The organism is Pseudomonas sp. NFACC39-1 (assembly GCF_900110355.1).
GTDB lineage: Bacteria > Pseudomonadota > Gammaproteobacteria > Pseudomonadales > Pseudomonadaceae > Aquipseudomonas > Aquipseudomonas tehranensis.
This window is the reverse complement of record NZ_FODL01000002.1, coordinates 13,947-39,740: the sequence shown is the minus strand read 5'-3', so window position 1 is coordinate 39,740 and position 25,794 is coordinate 13,947. Positions and strand designations below refer to the sequence as shown.

Here is a 25,794-nt window from a genome sequence, read left to right as displayed (position 1 = left end):
AGGTTCACGCGTACACCCTCAATGGTGGCTAGTCACGCCTGCGGCCACGGTTTGCAGGCGGGCGCAAGTATAGCGGGAAGGCCGTCACACTGAAACAACCCCAAAGTCGCAAGGGTCTTGTTTGTCATGACAGCTCATCCTTCGGGCGCCTTTGCCGTGCAGGCACGGCGCCTCTTTTCCTAGAAGTTGGCCGGTGTGGCTGCGCTGATCAGTCGCGCCGGCGCATCGAACGGATTACGAAAGCGGTGTGGCTTGGTGCTCTCGAAATAGTAGCTATCGCCCGCTTCGAGTACGAAGGTTTCGGCGCCGACCACCAACTCCAGCCGCCCCTCCACCAGAATCCCGGTCTCTTCGCCCTCATGGGTAAGCATCTCGTCACCGGTATCGGCGCCAGGCGGGTAGATCTCGTTCAGAAAGGCAATCGCCCGGCTGGGGTGTGCCCTGCCCACCAGTTTCATGGTGACGGCACCGTCGGAAATGTCGATCAGTTCATTGGCTTTGTAGACGATCTGGGTCGGTTTCTCCTGAAGGATTTCTTCGGAGAAAAACTCGACCATGGACATGGGAATCCCGCCAAGGACCTTACGCAGCGAGCTGATCGAGGGGCTGACGCTGTTTTTCTCGATCATCGAAATGGTGCTGTTGGTGACGCCCGCGCGCTTGGCGAGTTCACGCTGGGAAAGGCCTTTGAGTTTACGAATGGATTGCAGTCGTTCACCGACGTCCAATGCTGGAGCCTCCAGGGAATCAGGTTGTGTGGAAAGTGAGCGTTATCATGGCGACAGCGTTCAGTATTTACAACACTTTGACCTCAATCCCGTGCGGTGAAGCGACTTTCGGTAGGTTGCGCTTTGCGTCAGCCCCCGCAATAGAGCCGTGGCACCCGGCGCAGGTTGCAGAAAATCTGATAAGGAATCGTGCCGGCCGCCTTCGCGACATCGCTGGCCAGGATAGTCTTGCCCCACAGTTCCACGGTCGAACCGAGCCCGGCCTGGGGGATATCAGTCAAATCCACGCACAGCATGTCCATCGACACCCGCCCGATCAATTGGCTTGGCTGTCCATCCACCAGCACCGGCGTACCGTTCGGCGCCTGGCGCGGGTAACCGTCGGCGTACCCCATGGCAACCACGCCGACCCGCGTCGGTTGCGCGGTGACAAAACGGGCGCCATACCCCACCGGCTCACCGGCGGGCAATTCACGCACGCTGATGATCTTGGACTCCAGTGTCATGACTGGTTGCAGCCGCGCGGCAACGGCGTTGGCCTCCTCGAAGGGTGTCGCGCCGTACAGCATGATGCCTGGCCGCACCCAGTCGCTGGGCATTTGTGGCCAGCCCAGCACGGCTGGGGAGTTGCGCAAACTGATCTGCGCCGCCAGCCCCTGGCGAGCCGCCTCAAACACGGCCAGTTGCTCGGTGCTGCTGGGATCGTGCAGCTCATCGGCACGGGCGAAATGGCTCATCAACACAATCTTCGCCACCTTGCCGCTGGCCAGCAGTCGACGATAGGCCGCCTGATAATCTGCCGGATGCAGCCCCACCCGATGCATCCCCGAGTCGAGCTTGAGCCAGACCGTAATCGGCTTGTTCAAGGTCGCGTTTTCAATCGCTTCGAGCTGCCACAACGAATGCACCACACACCAGAAATCGTGTTCGACGATCAGCGACAGCTCATCGGCCTCGAAGAAGCCTTCCAGCAGCAAGACCGGCCCACGAATCCCGCCGGCCCGCAGTTCCAGCGCTTCTTCGATGCAAGCCACGGCAAACCCATCGGCCGTGTCCTGCAAAGCCTCGGCGCAGCGTATTGCGCCGTGCCCATAGGCATCGGCCTTGATCACCGCAAGGGCTTTGGCTCCCGTCACTTCGCGGGCCAATTGGTAGTTGTGACGTAAGGCTTGAAGATCGATCAGGGCACGGGCAGGACGCATGGCGGCAGGCTTCTAGGCGGACTCGGTAAAAAAAACGGCGCTGGCTGACGGCACGAACCACCAACAGCACCGCAAGAGGGATAGTTTTCCGGGTTTAGGGCAGCGCGGCCACGACGGACAGCTCCACCAGGATTTCCGGTTCGCACAGCTTGGCCTGCACAGTAGCCCGGGCTGGCGCGACGCCGTTGGGCAGCCATTTGTCCCAGATCGCGTTCATGCCTTCGAAATGGGCGTCGATGTCTTTCAAGTAAATCGTCACCGACAGCAGATGGTTTTTGTCGGTCCCGGCCAGGTCCAGCAAACGTTCGATATTGGCCAGGGTTTCCCGGGTCTGCTGCTCGATACCGGCACTCATGTCGTCGCCAACCTGTCCGGCAAGGTAAACGGTGCCGTTGTGCAGGACGACCTGACTCATGCGGTCATTGGTGAGCTGGCGCTGGATTGACATGTTTTGCAGACTCCTGGTGTTTACTGCCATAACGGGAAATATCGAGGCCTTCGGCGCTGATCTGTGGTTTTTTCTTCGCCATCAGGTCCGCCAGCAAGCGCCCGGAACCACAGGCCATGGTCCAACCGAGGGTGCCGTGGCCGGTGTTCAGGAACAGGTTCTTGAACGGGGTGGCGCCCACGATCGGCGTGCCATCCGGGGTGGTCGGACGCAGGCCGGTCCAGAAACTGGCCTGGGCCAGATCGCCGCCCTGAGGATAAAGGTCGTTGACGATCATCTCCAGGGTTTCACGCCGACGCGGGTTGAGAGACAGGTCAAAACCGGCGATTTCCGCCATGCCGCCCACGCGGATGCGGTTATCGAACCGGGTAATCGCGACCTTGTAGGTTTCGTCGAGAATGGTCGAGGTGGGGGCCATCGCCGGGTTGGTGATCGGCACGGTCAGGGAATAACCCTTGAGCGGATAAACCGGCGCACGAATGCCCAGCGGCTTGAGCAATTGCGGCGAATAACTGCCCAGGGCCAAGACGTAGCGGTCGGCGGTTTCCAGCTTGCCGTCGATCCAGACGCCATTGATGCGATCACCGGCGTAGTCCAGGCGCTGGATATTCTGGCCAAAGCGGAACTGTACGCCGAGCTTCACGGCCATTTCCGCCAGACGCGTGGTAAACATCTGACAGTCGCCAGTCTGGTCATTGGGCAGACGCAAGGCTCCGGCCAGGATGTCAGTGACATTGGCCAACGCCGGCTCGACGCGGGCAATACCTTCACGGTCCAGCACTTCGAAGGGCACACCGGACTCTTTCAGCACGGCAATGTCTTTGGCCGCACCATCAACCTGAGCCTGGGTACGGAACAATTGAGTGGTCCCCAGACTGCGGCCTTCGTAGGCAATCCCGGTTTCGGCGCGCAGTTCGTCGAGGCAGTCGCGGCTGTACTCGGACAGACGCACCATGCGCTCCTTGTTGACGGCATAACGATTGGCGGTGCAGTTGCGCAGCATCTGCGCCATCCACAGGTACTGGTCGATGTCGGCGGTGGCTTTGATCGCCAGCGGTGCATGGCGCTGCAGGAGCCACTTGATGGCCTTGAGTGGCACACCTGGCGCGGCCCACGGCGAGGCATAACCCGGCGACACCTGGCCGGCATTGGCAAAACTGGTTTCCATGGCTGGCGCCGGCTGACGATCAACCACCACGACTTCAAACCCGGCACGGGCCAGGTAGTAAGCACTGACGGTACCGATGACGCCGCTACCTAAAACCAGAACGCGCATGTTGAAGCCCTCATCGCGGATAACCGCTGACGTTTTGTTGTACAGACCGTAATGTGCGCAGTTTAGAAAAGATCAGCCAGTGCTTTTCACTATATAAATGCTTATATTTGGCGAGAATTCTCGGCAAAAACCCTTTTCATGGAGGAGCATCACCTGTGCGGACCAACACTCAGACCAAACGTGAGCTGGACAAGATCGACCGCAACATCCTGCGCATCCTCCAGGCGGATGGACGGATTTCCTTTACAGAGCTTGGGGAAAAGGTCGGCCTCTCCACCACGCCTTGCACCGAGCGGGTTCGTCGCCTGGAGCGCGAGGGAATCATCATGGGCTACAACGCCCGGCTCAATCCGCAGCATTTGAAGGGAAGTCTGCTGGTATTTGTCGAAATCAGCCTCGACTACAAGTCCGGCGACACCTTTGAAGAATTCCGGCGCGCAGTGCTGAAATTGCCTCACGTGCTCGAATGCCATCTGGTGTCAGGCGACTTTGACTATCTGGTGAAGGCGCGGATTTCCGAGATGGCTTCGTACCGCAAGCTGTTGGGCGACATCCTGCTCAAGCTGCCCCACGTGCGCGAATCCAAGAGCTACATCGTGATGGAAGAGGTGAAGGAGAGCTTGAACCTGCCGATTCCGGATTGAAGGGCGTTCTTGGCTACACCAACACCTGCCGGGTGCTGGCCATGTATTCGTGAATCTGCTTCTCGACCCGGGGATGGATCAACTCCACTGGCCGTCGCCCGTTTGGGCACGGCAGGGTGGCGGTGGTGCCGAACAACCGGCAGATCAGCGGCCGCTCGTCATAGACAGTGCAGCCATTGGGTCCCAAGTGCACGCAGTCGAGCGCTTCCATGGCCGCGTCCTGTTCGGCCCGGGTCTTGCGCGGCAAGCGGGCCATTTCCTCCGGCGAGGTGGTCACTGGCCCGCAGCAGTCATGGCAGCCCGGTACGCACTCGAACGAGGGAATCTGTTGGCGCAACGTGCGGATTTTTTGACTGTTGCAGCTCATCGAAGCGGCTACCGAGACGGGACAAGGCAGGATTCTGCACGAAAAGGCTTATCCCAGACAGCGCCAACCGACCGATGTTGCCCATGGACGAATCCCCGGCTTATGCTCCGTAAAATTTCTCAAACACAATAATCAGGATTACGCACATGAACGCCCGTGTTCAGCAACCTGTCCCGAGCCATTCGCACGCCGCCTCTTACTACGCCGCCAGCAGCCTGCCGCAACCGGATCATCCGCTGCTGCAGGGCGAGCTGGTGGCGGATGTCTGCGTGGTCGGCGGCGGGTTCTCGGGATTGAACACAGCGATCGAACTGGCCGAGCGCGGCATGAGCGTAGTGCTGCTGGAAGCGCACAAGATCGGTTGGGGGGCCAGCGGGCGCAACGGCGGTCAATTGATTCGCGGCGTCGGTCACGGCCTTGATCAATTCGCCCCGGTCATCGGTGCCGACGGCGTACGCCAGATGAAGCTGATGGGTCTTGAGGCGGTGGAAATCGTCCGTCAACGGGTCGAGCGCTTTCAGATCCACTGCGACCTCACCTGGGGTTATTGCGACCTCGCCAACAAGCCAGGTGACCTGGAAGGTTTCGCTGAGGACGCCGAAGAGCTGCGCCGCCTGGGATATCGCCATCAGACCCGGCTGCTGCAAGCCCACGAAATGCACAGTGTGGTGGGTTCGGATCGCTACGTCGGCGGCCTGATCGACATGGGCTCGGGCCATTTACATCCGCTGAATCTGGCCCTGGGCGAAGCCTGCGTCGCGCAGCAATTGGGGGTCAGGCTGTTCGAGCAATCGGCGGTCACGCGCATTGATTACGGCCCGGAAGTGAAGGTGCACACCCAACAGGGCGCGGTCCGGGCCAAGACCCTGGTGCTGGGCTGCAACGCCTACCTCAATGGGCTCAACCCGGAACTCAGCGGCAAAGTGCTGCCCGCTGGCAGCTACATCATCGCCACTGAACCTTTGAGCGAGGCTCAGGCCCAGGCGTTGTTGCCGCAGAACATGGCGGTCTGCGATCAACGGGTGGCGCTGGATTACTACCGGCTTTCCGCGGATCGACGCTTGCTGTTCGGCGGAGCCTGCCACTATTCCGGTCGTGACCCGCAAGACATTGGCGCGTACATGCGTCCGAAAATGCTCAAGGTGTTCCCGCAACTGGCGCAGGTGAAAATCGACTTTCAATGGGGCGGGATGATCGGCATCGGCGCCAATCGCTTGCCGCAGATCGGCCGACTCAAGGATCAGCCCAACGTCTACTACGCCCAGGCCTATTCCGGTCATGGGGTGAATGCCACGCACCTGGCCGGCAAGCTGCTGGCCGAAGCCATCAGTGGGCAACAGAGTGGTGATTTCGATCTGTTCGCCCAGGTGCCGCACATGACCTTCCCGGGCGGGAAGCATCTGCGCTCGCCACTGTTGGCGTTGGGGATGCTGTGGCATCGGTTGAAAGAGTTGATTTAGTCCCGGATCCGTGGCGAGGGAGCTTGCTCCCGCTCGGTTGCGCAGCAACCGCAAAAAGAAGGTCTGCTACGCAGCCCAGCGGGAGCAAGCTCCCTCGCCACCGGGTTCCTATGGCTTCAAAGCCGCCAGAACGGCTTGAGCGCCTCCGCCCGCGCCTGCTCCCGGCTCAGCCCGATATCACGCAACTGTTCGGGTGTAAGCTCCAACAAGGCCTTGCGTGTATGCAGGCGACGCCAGAACAGGGCCCAGCGGCTCAGACCGGACGGAGCACTGGGCAACATCGCATTGCGCAGCTCCTTTTCCTGCCCCGCCGCCAGTTCCTGGCTGTGTAACGTCAGCCGCACATCGCTCAAGCCGTTCATTTTGATCGCTCCTGTTTACTTGGGTAGCCAGAGCTTTCATGATGCGCGGACGGCCTAATTCAATACAGATTCAAACAATGTGTTTTATACGCATACAGATTGCGGCTTTTCGACACTGAATTGTCTTTTTCCGCCGCAACTGTATTGGTTACCGTTGTCCACTTCATCGAGAGCGCGCCATGACCCTTTATGTGAACCTCGCCGAATTGCTCGGCACCCGCATCGAACAGGGCTTCTACCGCCCCGGCGACCGGCTGCCGTCAGTGCGCGCATTGAGCATGGAGCACGGCGTCAGCCTGAGTACCGTACAGCAGGCCTATCGTGTTCTGGAGGACAGCGGACTGGCGATGCCAAAACCCAAATCAGGGTATTTCGTACCGGCCAGTCGTGAACTGCCTGACCTGCCGGTAGTGGGTCGCCCGGCCCAGCGACCGGTGGATATTTCCCAATGGGACCAGGTGCTGGAACTGATTCGCGCCGTGCCACGGGCGGATGTGGTGCAACTGGGCCGCGGCATGCCGGACATTCATTCGCCGACCATGAAACCGCTGCTGCGCAGCCTGGCGCAGATCAGCCGCCGGCAGGACATGCCGGGTCTGTATTACGACAACATCTACGGCAACCTCGCGTTGCGCGAACAGATCGCTCGCCTGTCGCTGGACTCTGGTTGCAAACTGGGAGCCGGCGACCTGATCGTCACCACCGGCTGTCACGAAGCGCTGTCGGTCAGCATCCGCGCTACCTGTGAACAGGGCGATATCGTCGCGGTGGATTCACCCAGCTTTCACGGCGCCATGCAAACCCTCAAGGGCCTGGGCATGAAGGCCCTGGAAATTCCCACCGACCCGCTCACCGGCATCAGTCTGGAGGCACTGGAACTGGCGCTGGAACAGTGGCCCATCAAGGCCATACAGTTGACGCCCAGTTGTAACAACCCGTTGGGCTACATCATGCCCGAGGCCAACAAACGCGCGTTGCTGACCTTGGCGCAGCGCTTCGACGTGGCGATTATCGAGGACGATGTGTACGGGGAACTGGCCTATACCTATCCACGGCCCCGTACGATCAAATCCTTCGACGACGATGGCCGCGTCCTGCTCTGCAGTTCTTTTTCCAAGACACTGGCACCGGGCTTGCGGATTGGCTGGGTCGCACCAGGCCGGTATCTGGAACGGGTGCTGCACATGAAATACATCAGCACCGGCTCCACCGCACCGCAACCGCAGATTGCCATTGCGGAGTTCCTCAAAGGCGGACATTTCGAACCGCATTTGCGCCGGATGCGCACCCAATACCAACGCAATCGCGACGTCATGATCGACTGGGTCAGCCGCTATTTTCCAGCGGGTACCCGCGCCAGCCGCCCGCGAGGCAGCTTCATGCTCTGGGTCGAGCTACCCGAAGGCTTCGACACACTCAAGCTCAATCGGGTCCTGCATGATCAAGGCGTGCAGGTCGCGGTCGGCAGCATATTTTCTGCCTCGGGCAAGTACCGCAATTGCCTGCGCATGAACTACGCTGCCAAACCAACGGCACAGATCGAGGACGCCGTACGCAAGGTCGGTGCCGCGGCCATTGCGTTGTTGAACGAAACCCGACTCGACGCCGTCTGAGCTTTACTCAGGGAAGCAGCACCCACAAGCCGATCAACGCAAACAAGCGGAACGAGCCTACGTGAGATCCAGACCCATCCTGCCTGCGCTCTTGCTAATCGCCTCGCTGCTGGGCGGCTGCGCCAGTTTTGATATCACCCGCGAGCCCTCCCAGGCGCTTCCGGCAACCGACTCTTCGTTCGGCCGCTCGGTACAGGCCCAGGCCGCTCCCCACGAGGGGCGCTCGGGCTTCCGCCTGCTCTCTGACAGTACCGACGCCTTCTCCGCCCGGGCCGAGTTGATCCGCAACGCCCAAAGCAGCCTGGATTTGCAGTACTACATCGTTCACGACGGCATCAGCACGCGCATGCTGGTGGATGAATTGCTCAAGGCCGCCGATCGGGGCGTGCGTGTGCGCATTCTGCTGGATGACACCACCAGCGATGGCCAGGACCAGATCATCGCGACCCTCGCCGCTCATCCGCGGATCCAGATACGCCTGTTCAACCCACTCCATCTGGGGCGTGCCACCGGGGTAACCCGCAGCCTGGGACGACTGCTCAATCTTTCACTGCAACACCGGCGCATGCACAACAAACTCTGGCTGGCGGACAACAGCATGGCCATCGTCGGCGGTCGCAATCTAGGGGATGAATATTTCGACGCCGAACCCAACCTGAACTTCACCGACATCGACCTGCTGGGCGTTGGGCCTGTGGCCGAACAATTGGGGCACAGCTTCGACCAATACTGGAACAGCGCCCTGAGCAAACCCATCGAACAATTCCTGTCCCATCGGCCAACCTCCAAGGATCTGGCCAACAGTCGGCTGCGCCTGCAAGAGTCACTGGAGCAGACGCACAAAGAAAATCACGCGCTTTACCAGCAGTTGACCTCCTACCGGACCCAACCGCGCCTGGACATCTGGCGCCGGCAGCTGATCTGGGCCTGGAATCAGGCGCTGTGGGATGCACCCAGCAAAGTACTGGCCAAGGATGAGCCTGATCCGCAGTTGCTGCTGACCACGCAATTGGGCCCGGAGCTGACGGGGGTCAGGGAAGAACTGATCATGATTTCGGCCTACTTCGTGCCCGGCCAGCCAGGGCTGGTCTACCTGACCAGCCGGGCCGATGCCGGGGTGGCGGTGAGTCTTTTGACCAACTCCCTGGAAGCCACCGACGTACCGGCGGTGCATGGCGGTTACGCGCCGTATCGCAGGGCTTTGCTGCAACATGGGGTGCGGCTGTACGAATTGCGTCGCCAGCCCGGGGACACGGGTGGCAGCAGCCCCCATTTGTTCTACAGCAAGTCCTACGGCGAATCGGATTCCAGCCTGCATAGCAAAGCAATAATCTTTGACCGACAGAAATCCTTCATCGGCTCGTTCAATTTCGATCCACGTTCAGTGCTGTGGAACACCGAAGTGGGGGTGTTGGTCGACAGTCCCGAACTCGCCGGCCAAGTGCGCGAACTGGCCTTGCAGGGCATGGCGCCGGCCCTGAGTTACCAGGCCCGCCTGAAGGACGGGAAGCTGATATGGACCACCGAAGACAACGGCAAGCTGCACGACCTGGACCGCGAGCCCGGCAGCTGGTGGCGCCGGTTCAACGCCTGGTTCGCCATGACCATTGGCCTGGAACAGATGCTTTAGAGGCAGCCCGTTTTTGTGGTGAGGGTGTGCTCAGGCCGTTTGGGTGACCCCGAACGCCCCTTGGCGCAATAACAGAATCACCAGCCCGAACGCGCCCGCTGCCATGAACAAGGGCAGTGCATGCCCGCTGATCCATTGACTGCCCGCCCCCGCCGCCAACGGACCGATCAGGCAACCGATCCCCCACAACTGTGCAATATGGGCGTTGGCCCGCACCAATGCATCATCGCGATAACGCTCGCCGATCAGGATCAGTGACAAGGTGAACAACCCGCCCGCGCTGGCGCCAAACAGCACCCACAGTGGCCAGATCAACAACGTATCGATCAGCAGTGGAACCGCCAGGCTCGACACCATCAGCGCCACCGCGCACCCCGTGAACAACGACCGGCGTGACAGGCGGTCCGCCAGAGCACCAATCGGCAACTGCAACAAGGCATCACCGACCACCACCGTACTGACCATCGCCAGCGCAATGTCGGCGCTGAAGCCCTGACGCAAACAGTAAACCGGCAGCAAGGTCAGGATCATTGCCTCGAACGCCGCGAACAACGACACCGCCCAGGCGATGGCCGGCAACCCCCGACAAAACGCCCATAGATCCTTGAAAGTGACGCTGCAGGCTTCACTGCTGGGCGCGCCGCTGCGTCCCAGCAACAGCAATGGCGAGACCAGTAACAGACCGACCCCCACCCAGAAGCCGTAATCGTGATCCGTCCCCAGCGCGCCCAGCAGCAACGGGCCAGACAACTGACTCAGCGCGTAGCTGCTGCCGTACAGCGCCACCAACCGTCCGCGCCATTGTTCGATCACCAGTTGGTTGATCCAGCTTTCACCCAGAATGAACACCAGGGTCAGGACGACGCCGATCATCAACCGCAGCAGCAACCAGATCGGATAACTGGGCAACAGCGCCAGCAACCCGATGGACACCGCCCCGCCCCACAGGCACAAGCGCATCAACGCCGCCGTGCCGAACCGCGCCGCAAGCCGACTCGACACCTTGGCCCCGACCAGCACCCCAACGGCCGGCATGGCGGCCATCACCCCGATGGCAAACGAACCATAACCCCAGCCTTCCAGACGCAGCGACACCAGCGGCATGCTCACGCCCAGCGCCAAGCCGACACTCAGGACAGATGCCAACACGGCGAAATAGGTCGCCCAACGCATTTCCACACTCCTGTTTCAGGCACCACTCAAAACACTGTGGGAGCGAGCCTGCTCGCGATGACGGCGCAACATTCAACAGAGCTGTCGACTGTCATAGCGCTATCGCGAGCAGGCTCGCTCCCACAGGGGACCAGCACTGCATGCAGCCCCGGAACAGGATCCAGGGACGTCAGTGTCAGAGCTTGATCCAGGTCGCCTTCAGCTCGGTGTACTTGTCGAACGCGTGCAGCGACTTGTCGCGGCCGTTACCCGACTGCTTGAAGCCGCCGAACGGTGCGGTCATGTCGCCGCCGTCATACTGGTTGACCCATACGCTGCCAGCACGCAGCGCCTTGGCGGTCAGGTGAGCCTTGGAAATGTCCTTGGTCCATACCGCCGCGGCCAGGCCGTACGGTGTGTCGTTGGCGATCTGGATGGCCTCTTCGGCGGTATCGAAAGCGATGACCGACAGCACCGGACCGAAAATCTCTTCCTGGGCGATTTTCATGGCGTTGCTCACGCCGTCGAAAATCGTCGGTTCGACATAGGTACCGCCGGTTTCTTCGAGGATCCGCTTGCCGCCAGCCACCAGCTTGGCGCCGTCGCTGTGACCGGCCTCGATGTAGGACAGCACGGTGTTCATCTGCTGGGTATCCACCAGGGCCCCGACATTGGTGGCCGGATCCAGGGGGTTGCCAGGTTTCCAGCCCTTGAGGGCTTCAATCACCAACGGCAGGAAGGTGTCCTTGATGGAACGCTCCACCAACAGTCGCGAGCCGGCGGTGCAGACTTCGCCCTGGTTGAAGGCGATGGCGCTGGCGGCGGACTCGGCGGCGGCTTGCAGGTCCGGGGCATCGGCGAACACGATGTTCGGGCTCTTACCGCCGGCTTCCAGCCAGACACGCTTCATGTTGGACTCGCCGGAATAAACCATCAATTGCTTGGCGATTTTGGTGGAACCGGTGAACACCAAGGTATCGACGTCCATGTGCAGAGCCAGGGCCTTGCCGACGGTATGACCGTAGCCAGGCAGCACGTTGAGCACGCCTTTCGGAATGCCAGCTTCAATGGCCAATGCCGCGATACGGATGGCCGTCAGCGGGGATTTTTCCGACGGTTTGAGCACCACCGAGTTACCGGTGGACAGCGCCGGGCCGAGCTTCCAGCAGGCCATCATCAGTGGGAAGTTCCACGGCACGATCGCGCCGACGACGCCCACCGGCTCACGGGTCACCAGGCCCAACTGATCGTGGGGGGTAGCGGCCACTTCATCGTAGATCTTGTCGATGGCTTCACCGCTCCAGCTCAACGCTTGAGCCGCACCGGGAACGTCGATGTTCAGGGAATCGCTGATCGGCTTGCCCATGTCCAGGGTTTCGAGCAGGGCCAGTTCTTCGGCGTTCTGCTTGAGCAGGCCGGCGAAACGGATCATCGTAGCTTTGCGCTTGCTCGGCGCCAGGCGCGACCAGACGCCGGAATTGAAGGTGGCACGGGCGTTTTCGACGGCGCGCTGGGCGTCGGCGACATCGCAACTGGCAATCTTGCCCAGCACACGGCCATCCACCGGGCTGAGGCAATCAAAGGTTTCGCCGGACACCGCTTCGGTGTATTCGCCATTGATGAAGGCACGGCCTTCAATGGTCAAGTCGCGGGCGCGTTGTTCCCAGTCGGCACGAGTCAGGGTGGTCATGCGTGTGTCCTCCTCTTATTGAGTACGAACGCCACGCGATGCGCAGCGCTCCAAGAATTCTGCCCGGCCAACCTGTTTCGGCACTGTTTTTGGCCTAGGGCACCCGCCACCCTAAACCAGCGGCCAGTAATGTTTCAATATATTTGACACAACGCTGGCAAACGGCCTTGCGATGTTCGTTTTAATAAACATAGACTTTGGCTCTTCCAGCCATTCGCGCCGTCATTACCGGGGAACAACCGCATGAGCATCCAGGACATCGTCGATTTCAGTCAGGCCAGTACCACCGCCGAACGTTATCGCCCGGACGCCGCCAAGGTGCTCAAGGGTGATCCCGAACAAACGGTGTTCAACCACTACAGCAGCCCCTGCGGGCAAATGAACGCGGGCGTATGGGAAGGCGCGGTCGGCCAGTGGACGGTCAACTACACCGAACATGAATACTGCGAAATCGTCCAGGGTGTTTCCGTGCTGCGGGACAATGATGGCAATGCCAAGACCCTGCGGGCCGGCGACCGCTTCGTGATCCCGGCGGGGTTCAAGGGCACCTGGGAAGTGCTGGAGCCTTGCCGCAAGATTTATGTGGTGTTTGAACAGAAGGCTTGAGGATTTGCATCGTTAGATCTGACCTCATCGCGAGCAGGCTCGCTCCCACAGGGAATTGCGCTTGCCTGAAACTCAGGCATTACACAGCTCCAATGTGGGAGCGAGCCTGCTCGCGATGAGGCCCCGACAGGCAACAAAAACCGGCAACAAAAAAGGCCCGTATCTCGCGATACAGGCCTTTTTCGTAAGTCGGGAAAAATCAATTACTTGATTTTGCCTTCCTTGTAGATCACGTGCTTGCGAACAACCGGATCATATTTCTTGATCTCGATTTTGTCCGGGGTAGTACGCTTGTTCTTGTCGGTAGTGTAGAAGTGACCAGTACCGGCGCTCGAGATCAAACGAATCAATTCACGCATGATTAGCTCCCTTAAACCTTGCCATCGCGACGAAGTTCGGCCAGCACGACACTGATGCCACGCTTGTCGATGATACGCATGCCCTTGGCAGATACGCGCAGACGCACAAAACGTTTCTCTTCTTCAACCCAGAAGCGGTGATGCTGCAGGTTCGGCAGGAAACGACGACGGGTTTTGTTGTTTGCGTGGGAAATGTTATTCCCAGTCACCGGACCCTTACCGGTAACTTGACAGACTCTCGACATGCCTCAGCCCTCTAAAACCACATGCCCAACCCGGCATGGGTTGGCCGCTTAATCTCTCAGTCATTTGGCGCCAGGCGCCGCGTTTCTTTAAGGGTCTTACCGGCTACACCTACAGTGAAGGAACCGGGCCCCTAGAAAAGAGCGCTGCTTTATACCAGAAAGACCACAGCGCAACAACAGCCGGTGTGATTTGTCTTCGTAAGAAAGCGCCGATCAACGCCCCCAAACGGCTGGGGCACAGGCTGACGCCGCCTTTTACCGCTCGTCGCTGCAGGAAGGTTTTTTAAACCGATGCCGAGCCTGAGCCGTCAATACAGCGCCGCAGGGTGCCGGAAAATGCAAAAAGGGGATAGTCATTTTCCAGCGAGGCCACTAGGGTAGGCCTTTTCCAGACTGCACATGCAGATGGGCCTTCGACTTGCACAGGAAACCGACCATGCGCCTCGCTGCCCTCCCACTGTTGCTCGCCCCTCTGCTGATCAGCCCGCTGGCCCAGGCCGCCGCCCTGAGCGTTTGTACCGAGGCCAGCCCGGAAGGATTCGATGTCGTTCAATACAATTCGCTGACCACCACCAATGCGTCCGCCGACGTGCTGATGAACCGCCTGGTGGATTTCGACACCGCCAGCGGCAAGGTCATCCCCAGCCTCGCCGAGAGCTGGGAAGTCTCGTCCGATGGACTGACCTACGTGTTCAAGCTGCGCCCGCAGGTCAAATTCCATCGGACCGAATACTTCACGCCGCGCCGCGATCTGACCGCCGAGGACGTCAAGTTCAGCTTCGAACGCATGCTTGACCCGGCGAACCCCTGGCACAAGATCGCCCAGAGCGGCTACCCCCACGCCCAGTCCATGCAGCTACCGAGCCTGATCAAGAAAATCGACGCGCTGGACCCGCTGACCGTGCGCTTCATCCTCGATCATGCGGATTCGACCTTCCTGGCCACCTTGAGCATGGGCTTTGCCTCCATCTATTCGGCTGAATACGCCGACCAATTGATGAAAGCCGGCACGCCAGAAGCACTCAACAACCAGCCCATCGGCACCGGCCCGTTCATTTTCAACCGGTTCCAGAAAGACGCTTCGATTCGCTACAAGGCCAACCGCGACTATTTCGCCGGCAAACCCCAAGTGGATCCGCTGATCTTCGCCATCACGCCGGACGCGAATGTGCGCCTGCAAAAACTGCGGCGCAACGAATGCCAGATCGCCCTGTCACCCAAGCCGCAGGACGTCCAGGCCGCCAGACAGGAGCCGACGTTGAAAGTGGCGCAGACCGACGCCTTCATGACTGCGTTCGTGGCGATCAACAGCCAGCACCCGCCCTTCGACAAGCCCGAGGTTCGACAAGCCGTCAACCTGGCCTTCGACAAGGCCAGCTACCTCAAGGCCGTTTTCGAGGGCACCGCCGAAGCGGCCAAGGGCCCCTACCCACCGAACACCTGGAGCTATGCCAAAAACTTGCCCGGCTACGCCCATGACCCGGCCAAGGCCCGTGATCTTCTGGCCAGGGCCGGTTTGAAGGACGGCTTTCAGACCACCATCTGGACCCGCCCTTCCGGCAGTCTGCTGAACCCCAACCCCAGCCTGGGCGCGCAACTGCTGCAGGCCGACCTGGCACAGATCGGCATTCAGGCCGAGATTCGCGTGATCGAATGGGGCGAACTGATCCGTCGCGCCAAGGCCGGGGAACATGACTTGCTGTTCATGGGCTGGGCCGGCGACAACGGCGACCCGGACAACTTTCTTACACCGCAGTTTTCCTGCGCAGCGCTCAAGTCCGGCACCAACTTCGCCCGCTACTGCAACCCGGACCTGGATAAAGTGATCAGCGCCGGCAAGACCACGAGCGAGCAGGGCGTGCGCACCAAACTCTATGAGCAGGCCCAGGCGCAGATCCAGCAACAGGCCCTGTGGCTGCCCTTGGCGCACCCGACCGCGTTCGCCCTGACCCGCAAGGATGTGCAGGGCTACTCGGTCAGCCCGTTTGGGCGGCAGGATTATTCGAAGGTCAGCCTCAAGTGACCCCCTGTCTGCATTAAAACCTGTGGAAGCGGGCTTGCTCGCGAAAGCGGTGGGTCAGCCCGCATTGATGTCGCCTGACACGACCTCTTCGCGAGCAAGCCCGCTCCCACAGGGATTGCCATTGCCTGACCGCGCCTACATCCACCCATACTCCGCCATCGACAGCGGCTCACCATCGCCAACAATGAAGTGGTCGAGCACCCGCACGTCGATCAGCTCCAGCGCCTCCTGAAGCCGCTCAGTGAGCAACCGGTCGGCCTGGCTGGGCTCGGTGTGCCCGGAGGGGTGGTTGTGGCACAGGATCAACGCTGCGGCGTTATGGGCCAGGGCGCGCTTGACCACCTGCCGCGGATAGACGCTCGCGCTATCGATGGAGCCTCGAAACAAGGCCTCGTACGCCAGCACCCGATGCCGGGAATCGAGGAACAGGCAACCAAACACTTCATGAGGCTCGTGACGCAACATGGCCTTGAGGTAGTCCCGCACGGCCAGCGGACTCTCCAGCACCGAATCGCGCCGCAAATTTTCGGCCAGATGCCGACGCCCCATCTCCAGCACGGCCTGCAACTGCGCGAATTTCGCCGGGCCCAGCCCCAGTTGTGCGTTGAAGGTATGCAGATCAGCCTCGAGCAAAACCCGCAGGCCTCCAAATTGATGCAGCAGATGTCGCGCCAGGTCCACCGCGCTTTTACCCGACACACCTGTGCGCAAGAAAATCGCCAAAAGCTCGGCGTCCGAAAGACTCGCCGATCCCAACTCCAGTAACCGCTCCCGTGGCCTCTCGGCCACCGGCCAATCGCGAATACTCATAGCATCTCCCTGATTGTGGGCGCCGCTGTTCCGTAGCGGTCGCTGTGATATCGTAGCCCATCTTTTTTGCAGGCGATTTGCACCCAGGCAGGCTGCTGTCGAGGGGTTCGTCCTGCACTGACCATTGAAATCGAAAGGCAGGCCTATGCAGCGGCTGTATCGGAAACGCATCGTTCTGGGCGTCGGCGGTGGCATTGCCGCCTACAAGAGCGCCGAGCTGGTCCGCAGGCTTATCGACCAGGGCGCGGAAGTACGGGTCGTCATGACCCGCGGCGGCAGTGAATTCATCACCCCGCTGACCATGCAGGCCCTGTCCGGGCACCCGGTTCACCTGGACCTGCTCGACCCGGCGGCCGAAGCCGCCATGGGTCATATCGAACTGGCCAAGTGGGCCGATCTGGTGCTGATCGCCCCGGCCACGGCTGACCTGATCGCCCGCCTGGCCCAAGGTATCGCGGATGATTTGCTGACCACCCTGGTGCTCGCCACCGACGCCGTGGTCGCCGTCGCGCCGGCCATGAACCAGGCCATGTGGCGCGATCCGGCCACCCAGGCCAATCTGCAATTGCTCGAAAGCCGCGATCTGAAAGTCTTTGGCCCGGCTTCCGGCAGCCAGGCCTGCGGCGATGTCGGCATGGGACGCATGCTCGAAGCCAACGACCTGGCCCAGTGCGCCGCCGACTGCTTCCAGCGCCAGGCGCTGACCGGCAAGCATGTGCTGATCACCGCCGGACCGACCCAGGAAAACATCGACCCGGTGCGCTACATCACCAACCACAGCTCCGGGAAAATGGGCTTCGCCCTGGCCGAAGCCGCCGTGGAAGCCGGCGCTCGGGTCACCCTGATCACCGGCCCTGTGCATTTGCCCACCCCTGATCGGGTCACCCGCATCGACGTGGTCAGCGCCCGGGACATGTTGGCGGCCTGCGAAGCGGCCATCCCGTGCGATCTGTTCATCGCCTCGGCGGCGGTGGCGGACTACCGCCCCGAAGTCGTCGCCCCGCAAAAATTGAAGAAAGACCCTACGAGCGGCGACGGCCTGCTACTACAAATGGTGCGCAATCCGGACATCCTCGCGACCATCGCCACCCGCCCGGACCGTCCGTTCAGTGTCGGCTTTGCCGCCGAAACCGAGCACCTGCTCGATTACGCCGCGCGCAAGCTCAAGGACAAGAACCTGGACTTGATCGTCGCCAACGACGTCGCCAACCCGAGCATTGGCTTCAACAGCGAAGAAAACGCCTGCAGCGTGATCGACCGCCAGTTGCACGCCACCCTTTTCGCCCAGACCAGCAAGAGCAAGATTGCCCGCCAGCTGATCACTTTTATCGCCGAACGGCTGAACCAGGTTTAATTGACATGCACGCTCTACAAGCCAAAATCCTCGACCCTCGCATCGGCACCGAATTCCCGCTGCCGCAATACGCCACACCGGGTTCCGCAGGCCTCGACCTGCGGGCCATGCTCAAGCAGGACACCGTCCTGGAACCAGGCCAGACCCTGCTGATCCCAACCGGCCTGTCGGTGTACATCGGCGACCCGGGCCTGGCTGCGCTGATCCTGCCGCGCTCGGGCCTGGGCCATAAGCATGGCATCGTGCTGGGCAACCTGGTGGGCCTGATCGACTCCGATTACCAGGGCGAACTGATGGTGTCGTGCTGGAACCGTGGTCAAACGGCGTTCAACATCGCCGTGGGCGAGCGCATCGCCCAACTGGTGCTGGTCCCGGTAGTCCAGGCGCACTTCGAACTGGTGGAAGAATTCGACGAGAGCCAGCGTGGCGCTGGCGGCTTCGGGCATTCCGGCAGCCACTGATCCAGCTGTTTCAGGCCGGGCGTCTCGCCCGGCCCATTTATTAAGCTTCTGTTTCAGGACGAAAAATGCGCACAGGCCAGCTGCAAGGTTTCCCATCCGGAATCAATGTATTAGGCGATAGAGGCCAGGTAACGCTGTCTCATGGCACTTTCCCACCACGAACTCTCTGTCAAAAACGCCGTCATACCCTTCAGTTTGAGCCTGCCGACGCGAACCGTCGGCCTGTCCAGTCATCTTCCTGATAGAGCGCCCCGCCCATGAACACCCCAGCCGCAATCGCCCCGATCTTCCCTGACAGCATCTTCCGCGCCTACGACATCCGTGGCGTGGTGCCGGAGACCCTCACCGCCGAAACCGCCTATTGGATCGGCCGCGCCATCGGCTCCCAGAGCCTGGCGCAGGGTGAACCGAACGTGTGCGTCGGTCGCGATGGTCGCTTGTCCGGCCCCGAGCTGGTTGAACAATTGATCAAAGGGGTTGCCGACAGCGGTTGCCATGTCAGCGACGTGGGCCTGGTGCCAACGCCAGCGCTGTACTACGCCGCCAACGTGCTGGCCGGTAAATCCGGCGTGATGCTCACCGGCAGCCACAACCCGTCGAACTACAACGGCTTCAAGATCGTCATCGCCGGCGACACCCTCGCCAACGAGCAGATCCAGGCGCTGCACACCCGCCTCAAGACCAACGACCTGAGCAGCGGCCAAGGCAGCATCACCAAGGTCGATATCCTCGAGCGCTACAACGACGAGATCGTCAAAGACGTCAAACTCGCCCGTCGCCTGAAAGTGGTGGTCGATTGCGGCAACGGCGCGGCCGGCGTGATCGCCCCACAACTGATTGAAGCCCTGAACTGCGAAGTCATCCCGCTGTTCTGCGACGTGGACGGCAACTTCCCCAACCATCACCCGGACCCGGGCAAGCTGGAAAACCTGCAAGACCTGATCGCCAAGGTCGAGGAAACCAACGCCGACCTGGGCCTGGCCTTCGACGGCGACGGCGACCGCGTGGGCGTGGTGACCAACACCGGCAGCGTGGTGTTCCCGGACCGCCTGCTGATGCTGTTCGCTCGCGACGTGGTGGCGCGCAATCCGAACGCCGAAATCATTTTCGACGTTAAATGCACCCGCCGCCTGGTGCCGCTGATCAAGGAATACGGCGGTCGCCCACTCATGTGGAAAACCGGCCACTCGTTGATCAAGAAGAAAATGAAAGAGAGTGGCGCCCTGCTGGCCGGCGAAATGAGCGGCCACATCTTCTTCAAGGAGCGCTGGTTCGGTTTTGACGACGGCATTTACAGCGCCGCGCGCCTGCTGGAAATCCTCAGCAAAGAGAAATCCACGGCCGAAGAGCTCTTCGCGACCTTCCCGAACGATATTTCTACGCCGGAGATCAATATCCATGTGACCGAAGAGAGCAAATTCAGCATCATTGATGCACTGCACGACGCTCAATGGGGCGAAGGGGCCGAACTGACCACCATCGACGGTGTACGGGTCGACTATCCCCAAGGCTGGGGCCTGGTTCGCGCGTCCAACACCACGCCGGTGCTGGTCCTGCGTTTCGAAGCCGACAACGAAGCCGAACTGCAGCGCATCAAGGATGTGTTCCACACCCAACTCAAACGTGTTGCACCTGATCTTCAACTACCGTTCTGATTTTTGAAGCACCACCGGAGCCCTGAATGACCCTCGAACGCGAAGCCGCCGCCAATACCGCCAAGGTCCTGTCCGAAGCGTTGCCTTATATCCGACGCTATGTCGGCAAGACCCTGGTGATCAAATACGGCGGCAACGCGATGGAAAGCGAGGAGCTGAAAACCGGCTTCGCCCGCGACATCGTGCTGATGAAGGCCGTGGGCATCAACCCGGTGGTGGTGCACGGTGGCGGCCCGCAGATCGGTGACCTGCTCAAGCGCCTGTCGATCGAGAGCCACTTCATCGACGGCATGCGCGTCACCGACTCGCAAACCATGGATGTGGTGGAGATGGTCCTCGGCGGCCAGGTCAACAAGGACATCGTCAACCTGATCAACCGTCATGGCGGCAGCGCCATCGGCCTGACAGGCAAGGATGCCGAGCTGATCCGGGCGAAGAAACTCACCGTCACCCGCCAGACGCCGGAGATGACCCAGCCGGAAATCATCGACATCGGCCATGTGGGCGAAGTCGTCGGCATCAACACCGACTTGCTGAACCTGCTGGTCAAGGGTGACTTCATCCCGGTCATCGCGCCCATCGGCGTCGGCGCCAACGGTGAGTCGTACAACATCAACGCCGACCTGGTGGCGGGTAAGGTTGCCGAAGCATTGAAAGCCGAAAAGCTGATGCTGCTGACCAACATCGCCGGCCTGATGGACAAGACCGGCAAGGTCCTGACCGGATTGTCGACTCAACAGGTCGATGAACTGATCGCCGACGGCACCATCTACGGCGGCATGCTGCCGAAGATCCGCTGCGCACTGGAAGCGGTACAGGGCGGCGTCGGCAGCTCCTTGATCATCGACGGCCGCGTACCGAATGCAATTTTGCTGGAAATCTTCACCGATACCGGCGTGGGTACGTTGATCAGTAATCGCAAGCGTCCGTAATCGGCACCCATAAAAAAGACCCCGTTCAACCTGGTTGAGCGGGGTCTTTTTTTATGCACTACTTGTGGGAGCGAGCCTGCTCGCGATAGCGGTGGTTCAGCCAACATAAATGTTGAATGACAAATGGCTATCGCGAGCAGGCTCGCTCCCACAAAGGAATGTGCAAATCTTTAAACGCCAAACTGCGCCCGATAAGCCTCAACCGCCGGCAAATGCTGCTTGAGCTGCGGGTCGTCGGCCAAGAATTCCAGGACCTGGGTCAGCGACACGATGCTGACCACCGGAATGTTGAAGTCACGCTCCACTTCCTGGATCGCCGACAACTCACCGTTGCCGCGCTCTTGGCGGTTCAGGGCGATCAGCACACCGGCGGCCTTGGCGCCTTCCTGGGAAGCGATGATCTGCATCACTTCGCGGATAGCGGTGCCGGCGGTGATCACGTCGTCGATGATCAGTACTTCACCGGTCAGCGGCGCGCCCACCAGGCTGCCCCCTTCACCATGAGCCTTGGCTTCTTTGCGGTTGAAGCACCAGGGCAGGTCGCGGCCGTGGTGTTCGGCCAGGGCGACGGCAGTGGTGGCGGCCAGAGGAATACCTTTGTAGGCCGGGCCGAACAGCACGTCGAACGCAATGCCGCTCTCGACAATGGCCGCCGCATAGAAACGGCCCAGTTGCGCCAGGGCGGCACCGGTGTTGAACAGGCCGGCATTGAAGAAGTACGGGCTCGTGCGGCCGGACTTGAGGGTGAACTCACCGAAGCGCAAAACGCCGCGATCGATGGCAAAACGAATGAAATCGCGCTGATACGCTTGCATGAAAAAAGCCCCAAATACCACGGATTTAGCTAAATAGGTACACGCCGTGTATCATACACGCACGTGATTTTTGGGGCCATTTATGCGGATCATCAGTGTGAACGTCAATGGTATTCAGGCTGCAGTGGAGCGAGGGTTGCTCAGTTGGCTGCAAGCACAGAATGCCGACGTCATCTGCCTGCAGGACACCCGCGCCTCCGCCTTTGAACTGGACGATGCAGCCTTCCAACTGGATGGTTACTTCCTTTATGCCTGCGATGCCGAAGTCCCCGCCCAGGGTGGCGTGGCTTTGTACTCGCGGCTGCAACCGAAGGCTGTCATCAACGGTCTCGGTTTCGAGACGGCGGACCGCTACGGGCGCTACCTGCAAGCCGACTTCGACAAGGTCAGCATCGCGACCTTACTGCTCCCTTCGGGGCAGAACGGCGATGAAGATTTGAATCAGAAATTCAAGTTAATGGACGACTTCGCCCGTTATCTGGATAAACAGCGGCGCAAACGTCGCGAGTACATCTATTGTGGCTCGCTGTACGTGGCGCAACAGAAGCTGGATATCAAGAACTGGCGCGACAGCCAGCAATCCCCGGGCTTCCTGGCGCCGGAACGGGCCTGGATGGACGAGATTGTCGGCAACATGGGCTATGTTGACGCCTTGCGGGAAGTCAGCCGTGAAGGCGACCAGTACAGCTGGTGGCCAGACAACGAACAGGCCGAGATGCTCAACCTCGGCTGGCGTTTCGACTACCAGTTGCTGACGCCTGGTCTGCGCCGCTTCGTGCGCAGCGCTCGCCTGCCGCGCCAGCCACGGTTTTCGCAGCACGCGCCACTGATCGTGGATTACGACTGGACGCTGACGATCTGAGTGTCGTTTCGCAGCCACAAAAAAACCGACAGCCCTGTCGGTTTTTTTGTGGACAACCCTTTCTACCGTGGGAGCGAGCCTGCTCGCGATGGTGCAGTTACATTCAACATTGATGTTGACTGACACACAGCTATCGCGAGCAGGCTCGCTCCCACAGGGGAATACTCATCGATCGTTATTTGACCAGCCGCCACGTAAACGGATACCGATACGGCTGCCCTTCATTGGCCTTCACCCCACCGATGATGGTCAGCACCAGCGCACCGATAGCCACCAGCCCGAACAGGAAGAAGCCGATCACCACGATCATCAATAGCAGGCTGATCGCCGAGGCAATTGCCACCGTGATCTGGAAGTTAAGCGCTTCCTTGCCCTGGGCATCGATGAACGGGTCAGTCTCGCGCTTGAGCTGCCAGAGCACCAGCGGACCGATCAGCGTACCGAACGGAATCCAGATGCCCAACAAGGCGGACAAGTGACAGAACATCGCCCATTGACGCGCCTCCTTGCTGGGCTGGGGCAGTAAGGTTTGCTCATCACTCATGACGTTCTCCTTGTCTGAAGCGCGAAACGATCAGTCAGCCAGTGCGGCTTTTTGCAGTTCGAAAATCTCGTTCATGCCTTTCTTTGCCAATTCCAGCATAGCGCTCAATTCTTCCGGCTGGAACGGCGCGCCTTCGGCGGTGCCCTGGATTTCGATGAAGCCACCGGCGCTGGTCATGACCACATTCAGGTCGGTCTCGGCGGCGGAATCTTCCAGGTAGTCCAGGTCCAGCACCGGCTCGCCCTGGTACATGCCCACGGACACCGCGGCGATCATCTGCTTGAGCGGATCGCCGCCCTTGAGGCCGCCACGCTTCTTGATCACTTTCAAGGCATCGGCCAGCGCGACCATGGCGCCGGTGATGGACGCGGTACGAGTGCCGCCGTCAGCCTGGATCACGTCGCAATCGACATACAGCGTCACGTCACCGAGCTTGGACATGTCCAGCGCGGCGCGCAGCGAACGGCCGATCAGGCGCTGGATTTCCAGGGTACGTCCGCCCTGCTTGCCGCGGCTGGCCTCGCGCTGGTTGCGCTCACCGGTGGAGCGCGGCAGCATGCCGTATTCGGCGGTCAGCCAGCCTTGACCCTGGCCCTTGAGGAACCGTGGCACACCGTTTTCGACGCTGACGGTGCAGATGACTTTGGTATCACCGAATTCGACCAGTACAGATCCCTCGGCGTGTTTGGTGTAGTTGCGGGTAATGCGGATCGAGCGAAGCTGATCGGCAGCGCGACCACTTGGACGTTTCATAGGGAACACCTGTACAGAGGACGGAAAACTGCCGAGCATTATAGAGCCATGGGCCGCCATAGGGCAGTTTAAACGTCGCGCAGTTCCAAAGAACCGCTGCCACGAGCCGAGCCCCATCGACCTATGACCGACGAGCCGCAGCGCTTTGTCACATGCACGGTTTGGGGGCATGCACCTCACTGCGCTACAATCCTGCGCCTTTGCTGCCCTTCGGCTTTTATCCACAGATACCAGGCGCTACGACTACCCGTTGCGTCCGCCTGCATTGCGAGGAATCTCCATGGTGCACAGCATGACCGCCTTCGCCCGCGTCGAGAAAGCCGGCATCCAAGGCACGCTGAGCTGGGAACTGCGCTCGGTCAACAGCCGCTACCTGGAGCCGCACCTGCGCCTGCCCGAATCCTTTCGTGACCTTGAAGGTAGTGTGCGTGAAGCCCTGCGCCAGGGCCTGTCCCGAGGCAAGCTGGAATGCACCCTGCGCTTCACCGAAGAAAGCACCGGCAAGGCCTTGCAGGTGGACCGCGAGCGCGCCGCGCAACTGGTGGCTGCCGCCGAAACCGTCGCCAGCCTGATCAAGCACCCCGCGCCTCTGAACCCGCTGGAAGTCCTGGCCTGGCCCGGCGTGCTGGTAGGTGATGCGAGCGACCCGCAGGCCCTGAATGCCGAAGCGCTGGCGTTGTTCAATCAAGGCCTGAAAGAACTCAAGGCCGGCCGCGAGCGCGAAGGCGCGGAGCTGGCCCGGTTGATCGACGAGCGCCTGACCTCCATAGAGGAAGACGTCGTCACCCTGCGCGAACTGGTCCCGCAAATGCTCGCCACCCAACGTCAGAAGGTGCTCGACCGCTTCGTCGACATGAAGGCCGAGCTGGACCCGCAGCGCCTGGAACAGGAAATGGTCATGCTCGCGCAAAAGAGCGACGTGGCCGAAGAACTGGATCGCCTGAGCACCCACATCATTGAAGTTCGCCGGGTGCTCAAATCCGGTGGTGCGGCCGGTCGCCGCCTGGACTTCCTGATGCAGGAACTCAACCGCGAAGCCAACACACTGGGCTCCAAAGCCTTCGACCCGCGCAGCACCCAGGCTGCGGTCAACCTCAAGGTGTTGATCGAGCAAATGCGCGAACAAGTGCAGAACATTGAGTAAGGCTAACCCGACATGACCCACAGCACCGGCACTCTCTACATCATTTCCGCGCCTTCGGGCGCCGGCAAGACCAGCCTGGTCAAGGCGCTGATCGACGCCGAGCCGCAGATCCGCGTCTCGGTCTCGCACACCACCCGTGCCATGCGCCCGGGCGAAGTGGACGGGGTGAACTATCACTTCGTCGACCGCGAACAGTTCGTGAAAATGGCCGAGCACGGGGACTTCCTCGAGCGCGCCGAAGTCTTCGGCAATCTCTATGGCACCTCGCAAAGCTATCTGCAGCAAACCCTGGACGAAGGCCACGACCTGATCCTGGAAATCGACTGGCAGGGTGCCGAGCAGGTCCGCAAGCTGATGCCCCAGGCCCGTTCGATCTTTATCCTGCCACCGAGCCAACAGGCCTTGCGCCAGCGCCTGACCAATCGCGGCCAGGACAGCGACGACATCATCGAAGGCCGGATGCGCGAAGCGGTCAGCGAAATGAGCCACTACGTCGACTACGATTACCTGATCATCAACGACGATTTCGCCCATGCACTGGACGATCTGAAGGCGATTTTCCGCGCCAGCCAGCTGCAACAGAAACGCCAGCAGCAACGTTTCGGTAAATTATTGGCCGAACTGCTGGGTTGAACAGCCCTTCCCAAAACCGCTGCGAC

The 25,794-nt window shown here is 60.7% G+C and carries 26 protein-coding genes and 1 pseudogene; 13 read left to right on the top strand and 14 right to left on the bottom strand.

Going from position 1 to position 25,794, the window contains the following annotated elements; all coding sequences use genetic code 11:
• Nucleotides 1-179: 179 nt before the first annotated feature.
• From BMY45_RS04425 to dadA, 4 genes are all read right to left on the bottom strand, one after another.
• Nucleotides 180-728 carry a cupin domain-containing protein gene (locus tag BMY45_RS04425; protein WP_047226150.1) on the bottom strand — a complete coding sequence of 183 codons (549 nt, stop codon included), beginning with the start codon at nt 726-728 and terminating at the stop codon, nt 180-182.
• Nucleotides 729-856: 128 nt separating this feature from the next.
• The gene (alr, locus tag BMY45_RS04420) at nt 857-1,930 is read right to left on the bottom strand and encodes an alanine racemase (RefSeq protein ID WP_092395036.1); all 1,074 of its coding nucleotides are present in this window, start codon (nt 1,928-1,930) and stop codon (nt 857-859) included.
• Nucleotides 1,931-2,024: 94 nt separating this feature from the next.
• A complete protein-coding gene (locus BMY45_RS04415; RefSeq protein ID WP_092395033.1) occupies nt 2,025-2,378 on the bottom strand; it encodes a RidA family protein in 354 nt (117 codons plus the stop codon).
• Nucleotides 2,350-3,654 (bottom strand): D-amino acid dehydrogenase, encoded by a 1,305-nt coding sequence (gene dadA, locus BMY45_RS04410; protein ID WP_092395030.1) that lies wholly within the window; start codon nt 3,652-3,654, stop codon nt 2,350-2,352. The genes BMY45_RS04415 and dadA overlap by 29 nt, the downstream gene beginning before the upstream one ends.
• A gap of 155 nt (nt 3,655-3,809) precedes the next feature.
• Between dadA and BMY45_RS04405 the strand changes: the two genes are divergently transcribed.
• Nucleotides 3,810-4,298 carry an Lrp/AsnC ligand binding domain-containing protein gene (locus tag BMY45_RS04405; RefSeq protein WP_003206849.1) on the top strand — a complete coding sequence of 163 codons (489 nt, stop codon included), beginning with the start codon at nt 3,810-3,812 and terminating at the stop codon, nt 4,296-4,298.
• Between the two features lie 13 nt (nt 4,299-4,311).
• Here the strand turns inward: BMY45_RS04405 and BMY45_RS04400 are convergent, their stop codons facing one another.
• Nucleotides 4,312-4,665 carry a YkgJ family cysteine cluster protein gene (locus tag BMY45_RS04400; protein ID WP_003206850.1) on the bottom strand — a complete coding sequence of 118 codons (354 nt, stop codon included), beginning with the start codon at nt 4,663-4,665 and terminating at the stop codon, nt 4,312-4,314.
• Between the two features lie 146 nt (nt 4,666-4,811).
• Here BMY45_RS04400 and BMY45_RS04395 point away from each other — a divergent pair, with 146 nt between their 5' ends.
• Nucleotides 4,812-6,125 (top strand): NAD(P)/FAD-dependent oxidoreductase, encoded by a 1,314-nt coding sequence (locus BMY45_RS04395; protein ID WP_092395027.1) that lies wholly within the window; start codon nt 4,812-4,814, stop codon nt 6,123-6,125.
• Between the two features lie 116 nt (nt 6,126-6,241).
• On the opposite strand, the gene BMY45_RS04390 is transcribed toward BMY45_RS04395, so the two are convergent.
• Nucleotides 6,242-6,487: a DUF1127 domain-containing protein gene (locus BMY45_RS04390; protein WP_092395024.1), complete on the bottom strand. Its 246-nt coding sequence runs from the start codon at nt 6,485-6,487 to the stop codon at nt 6,242-6,244.
• 179 nt (nt 6,488-6,666) lie between these two features.
• Here BMY45_RS04390 and BMY45_RS04385 point away from each other — a divergent pair, with 179 nt between their 5' ends.
• The gene (locus tag BMY45_RS04385) at nt 6,667-8,100 is read left to right on the top strand and encodes an aminotransferase-like domain-containing protein (protein ID WP_092395021.1); all 1,434 of its coding nucleotides are present in this window, start codon (nt 6,667-6,669) and stop codon (nt 8,098-8,100) included.
• A 61-nt stretch (nt 8,101-8,161) separates the two neighbouring features.
• Nucleotides 8,162-9,730 carry a phospholipase D family protein gene (locus BMY45_RS04380; RefSeq protein ID WP_092395018.1) on the top strand — a complete coding sequence of 523 codons (1,569 nt, stop codon included), beginning with the start codon at nt 8,162-8,164 and terminating at the stop codon, nt 9,728-9,730.
• A 30-nt stretch (nt 9,731-9,760) separates the two neighbouring features.
• Here the strand turns inward: BMY45_RS04380 and BMY45_RS04375 are convergent, their stop codons facing one another.
• Together BMY45_RS04375 and BMY45_RS04370 are read right to left on the bottom strand one after the other, a co-directional pair.
• Nucleotides 9,761-10,903 (bottom strand): MFS transporter, encoded by a 1,143-nt coding sequence (locus BMY45_RS04375; RefSeq protein ID WP_092395015.1) that lies wholly within the window; start codon nt 10,901-10,903, stop codon nt 9,761-9,763.
• 175 nt (nt 10,904-11,078) lie between these two features.
• Nucleotides 11,079-12,572, bottom strand: coding sequence for an aldehyde dehydrogenase (locus BMY45_RS04370; protein ID WP_092395011.1), 1,494 nt, complete (start codon nt 12,570-12,572; stop codon nt 11,079-11,081).
• 243 nt (nt 12,573-12,815) lie between these two features.
• On the opposite strand from BMY45_RS04370, the gene BMY45_RS04365 reads away from it, so the two are divergent.
• The gene (locus tag BMY45_RS04365) at nt 12,816-13,178 is read left to right on the top strand and encodes a cupin domain-containing protein (protein ID WP_092395008.1); all 363 of its coding nucleotides are present in this window, start codon (nt 12,816-12,818) and stop codon (nt 13,176-13,178) included.
• Between the two features lie 203 nt (nt 13,179-13,381).
• Here BMY45_RS04365 and rpmG read toward each other — a convergent pair whose 3' ends face one another.
• Together rpmG and rpmB are read right to left on the bottom strand one after the other, a co-directional pair.
• Nucleotides 13,382-13,537 carry a 50S ribosomal protein L33 gene (rpmG, locus tag BMY45_RS04360; RefSeq protein ID WP_003177274.1) on the bottom strand — a complete coding sequence of 52 codons (156 nt, stop codon included), beginning with the start codon at nt 13,535-13,537 and terminating at the stop codon, nt 13,382-13,384.
• Between the two features lie 11 nt (nt 13,538-13,548).
• Nucleotides 13,549-13,782, bottom strand: a complete 234-nt coding sequence (gene rpmB / locus BMY45_RS04355; protein WP_003177273.1) for a 50S ribosomal protein L28 — start codon at nt 13,780-13,782, stop codon at nt 13,549-13,551.
• A gap of 436 nt (nt 13,783-14,218) precedes the next feature.
• Here rpmB and BMY45_RS04350 point away from each other — a divergent pair, with 436 nt between their 5' ends.
• Nucleotides 14,219-15,805 carry an ABC transporter substrate-binding protein gene (locus BMY45_RS04350; protein WP_092395005.1) on the top strand — a complete coding sequence of 529 codons (1,587 nt, stop codon included), beginning with the start codon at nt 14,219-14,221 and terminating at the stop codon, nt 15,803-15,805.
• Between the two features lie 135 nt (nt 15,806-15,940).
• Here BMY45_RS04350 and radC read toward each other — a convergent pair whose 3' ends face one another.
• Nucleotides 15,941-16,615: a RadC family protein gene (gene radC, locus BMY45_RS04345; protein ID WP_092395002.1), complete on the bottom strand. Its 675-nt coding sequence runs from the start codon at nt 16,613-16,615 to the stop codon at nt 15,941-15,943.
• A gap of 145 nt (nt 16,616-16,760) precedes the next feature.
• On the opposite strand from radC, the gene coaBC reads away from it, so the two are divergent.
• The 4 genes and pseudogenes from coaBC (at nt 16,761) to argB (ending at nt 21,017) form a co-directional block, all read left to right on the top strand.
• The gene (gene coaBC / locus BMY45_RS04340; RefSeq protein WP_092394999.1) at nt 16,761-17,969 is read left to right on the top strand and encodes a bifunctional phosphopantothenoylcysteine decarboxylase/phosphopantothenate--cysteine ligase CoaBC; all 1,209 of its coding nucleotides are present in this window, start codon (nt 16,761-16,763) and stop codon (nt 17,967-17,969) included.
• 5 nt (nt 17,970-17,974) lie between these two features.
• A complete protein-coding gene (gene dut, locus BMY45_RS04335) occupies nt 17,975-18,430 on the top strand; it encodes a dUTP diphosphatase (protein ID WP_092394996.1) in 456 nt (151 codons plus the stop codon).
• A 251-nt stretch (nt 18,431-18,681) separates the two neighbouring features.
• Nucleotides 18,682-20,085 (top strand): annotated as a pseudogene (locus BMY45_RS04330) (phosphomannomutase/phosphoglucomutase); the annotation flags it as partial.
• A 26-nt stretch (nt 20,086-20,111) separates the two neighbouring features.
• Complete coding sequence (argB, locus tag BMY45_RS04325; protein ID WP_092394989.1) at nt 20,112-21,017, top strand: acetylglutamate kinase; 906 nt, start codon at nt 20,112-20,114, stop codon at nt 21,015-21,017.
• A 170-nt stretch (nt 21,018-21,187) separates the two neighbouring features.
• Here argB and pyrE read toward each other — a convergent pair whose 3' ends face one another.
• Nucleotides 21,188-21,832, bottom strand: a complete 645-nt coding sequence (gene pyrE / locus BMY45_RS04320; protein ID WP_092394986.1) for an orotate phosphoribosyltransferase — start codon at nt 21,830-21,832, stop codon at nt 21,188-21,190.
• A gap of 82 nt (nt 21,833-21,914) precedes the next feature.
• On the opposite strand from pyrE, the gene BMY45_RS04315 reads away from it, so the two are divergent.
• On the top strand, nt 21,915-22,694 hold the full coding sequence (locus BMY45_RS04315) for an exodeoxyribonuclease III (RefSeq protein WP_003177265.1): 780 nt from the start codon (nt 21,915-21,917) through the stop codon (nt 22,692-22,694).
• A 175-nt stretch (nt 22,695-22,869) separates the two neighbouring features.
• On the opposite strand, the gene BMY45_RS04310 is transcribed toward BMY45_RS04315, so the two are convergent.
• A complete protein-coding gene (locus tag BMY45_RS04310) occupies nt 22,870-23,238 on the bottom strand; it encodes a DUF4870 domain-containing protein (protein ID WP_047226168.1) in 369 nt (122 codons plus the stop codon).
• 30 nt (nt 23,239-23,268) lie between these two features.
• Nucleotides 23,269-23,991 carry a ribonuclease PH gene (gene rph, locus BMY45_RS04305; protein ID WP_047226169.1) on the bottom strand — a complete coding sequence of 241 codons (723 nt, stop codon included), beginning with the start codon at nt 23,989-23,991 and terminating at the stop codon, nt 23,269-23,271.
• A 280-nt stretch (nt 23,992-24,271) separates the two neighbouring features.
• On the opposite strand from rph, the gene BMY45_RS04300 reads away from it, so the two are divergent.
• A complete protein-coding gene (locus tag BMY45_RS04300) occupies nt 24,272-25,135 on the top strand; it encodes a YicC/YloC family endoribonuclease (RefSeq protein WP_047226170.1) in 864 nt (287 codons plus the stop codon).
• Between the two features lie 12 nt (nt 25,136-25,147).
• On the top strand, nt 25,148-25,768 hold the full coding sequence (gmk, locus tag BMY45_RS04295; RefSeq protein ID WP_047226171.1) for a guanylate kinase: 621 nt from the start codon (nt 25,148-25,150) through the stop codon (nt 25,766-25,768).
• Nucleotides 25,769-25,794: the final 26 nt, after the last annotated feature.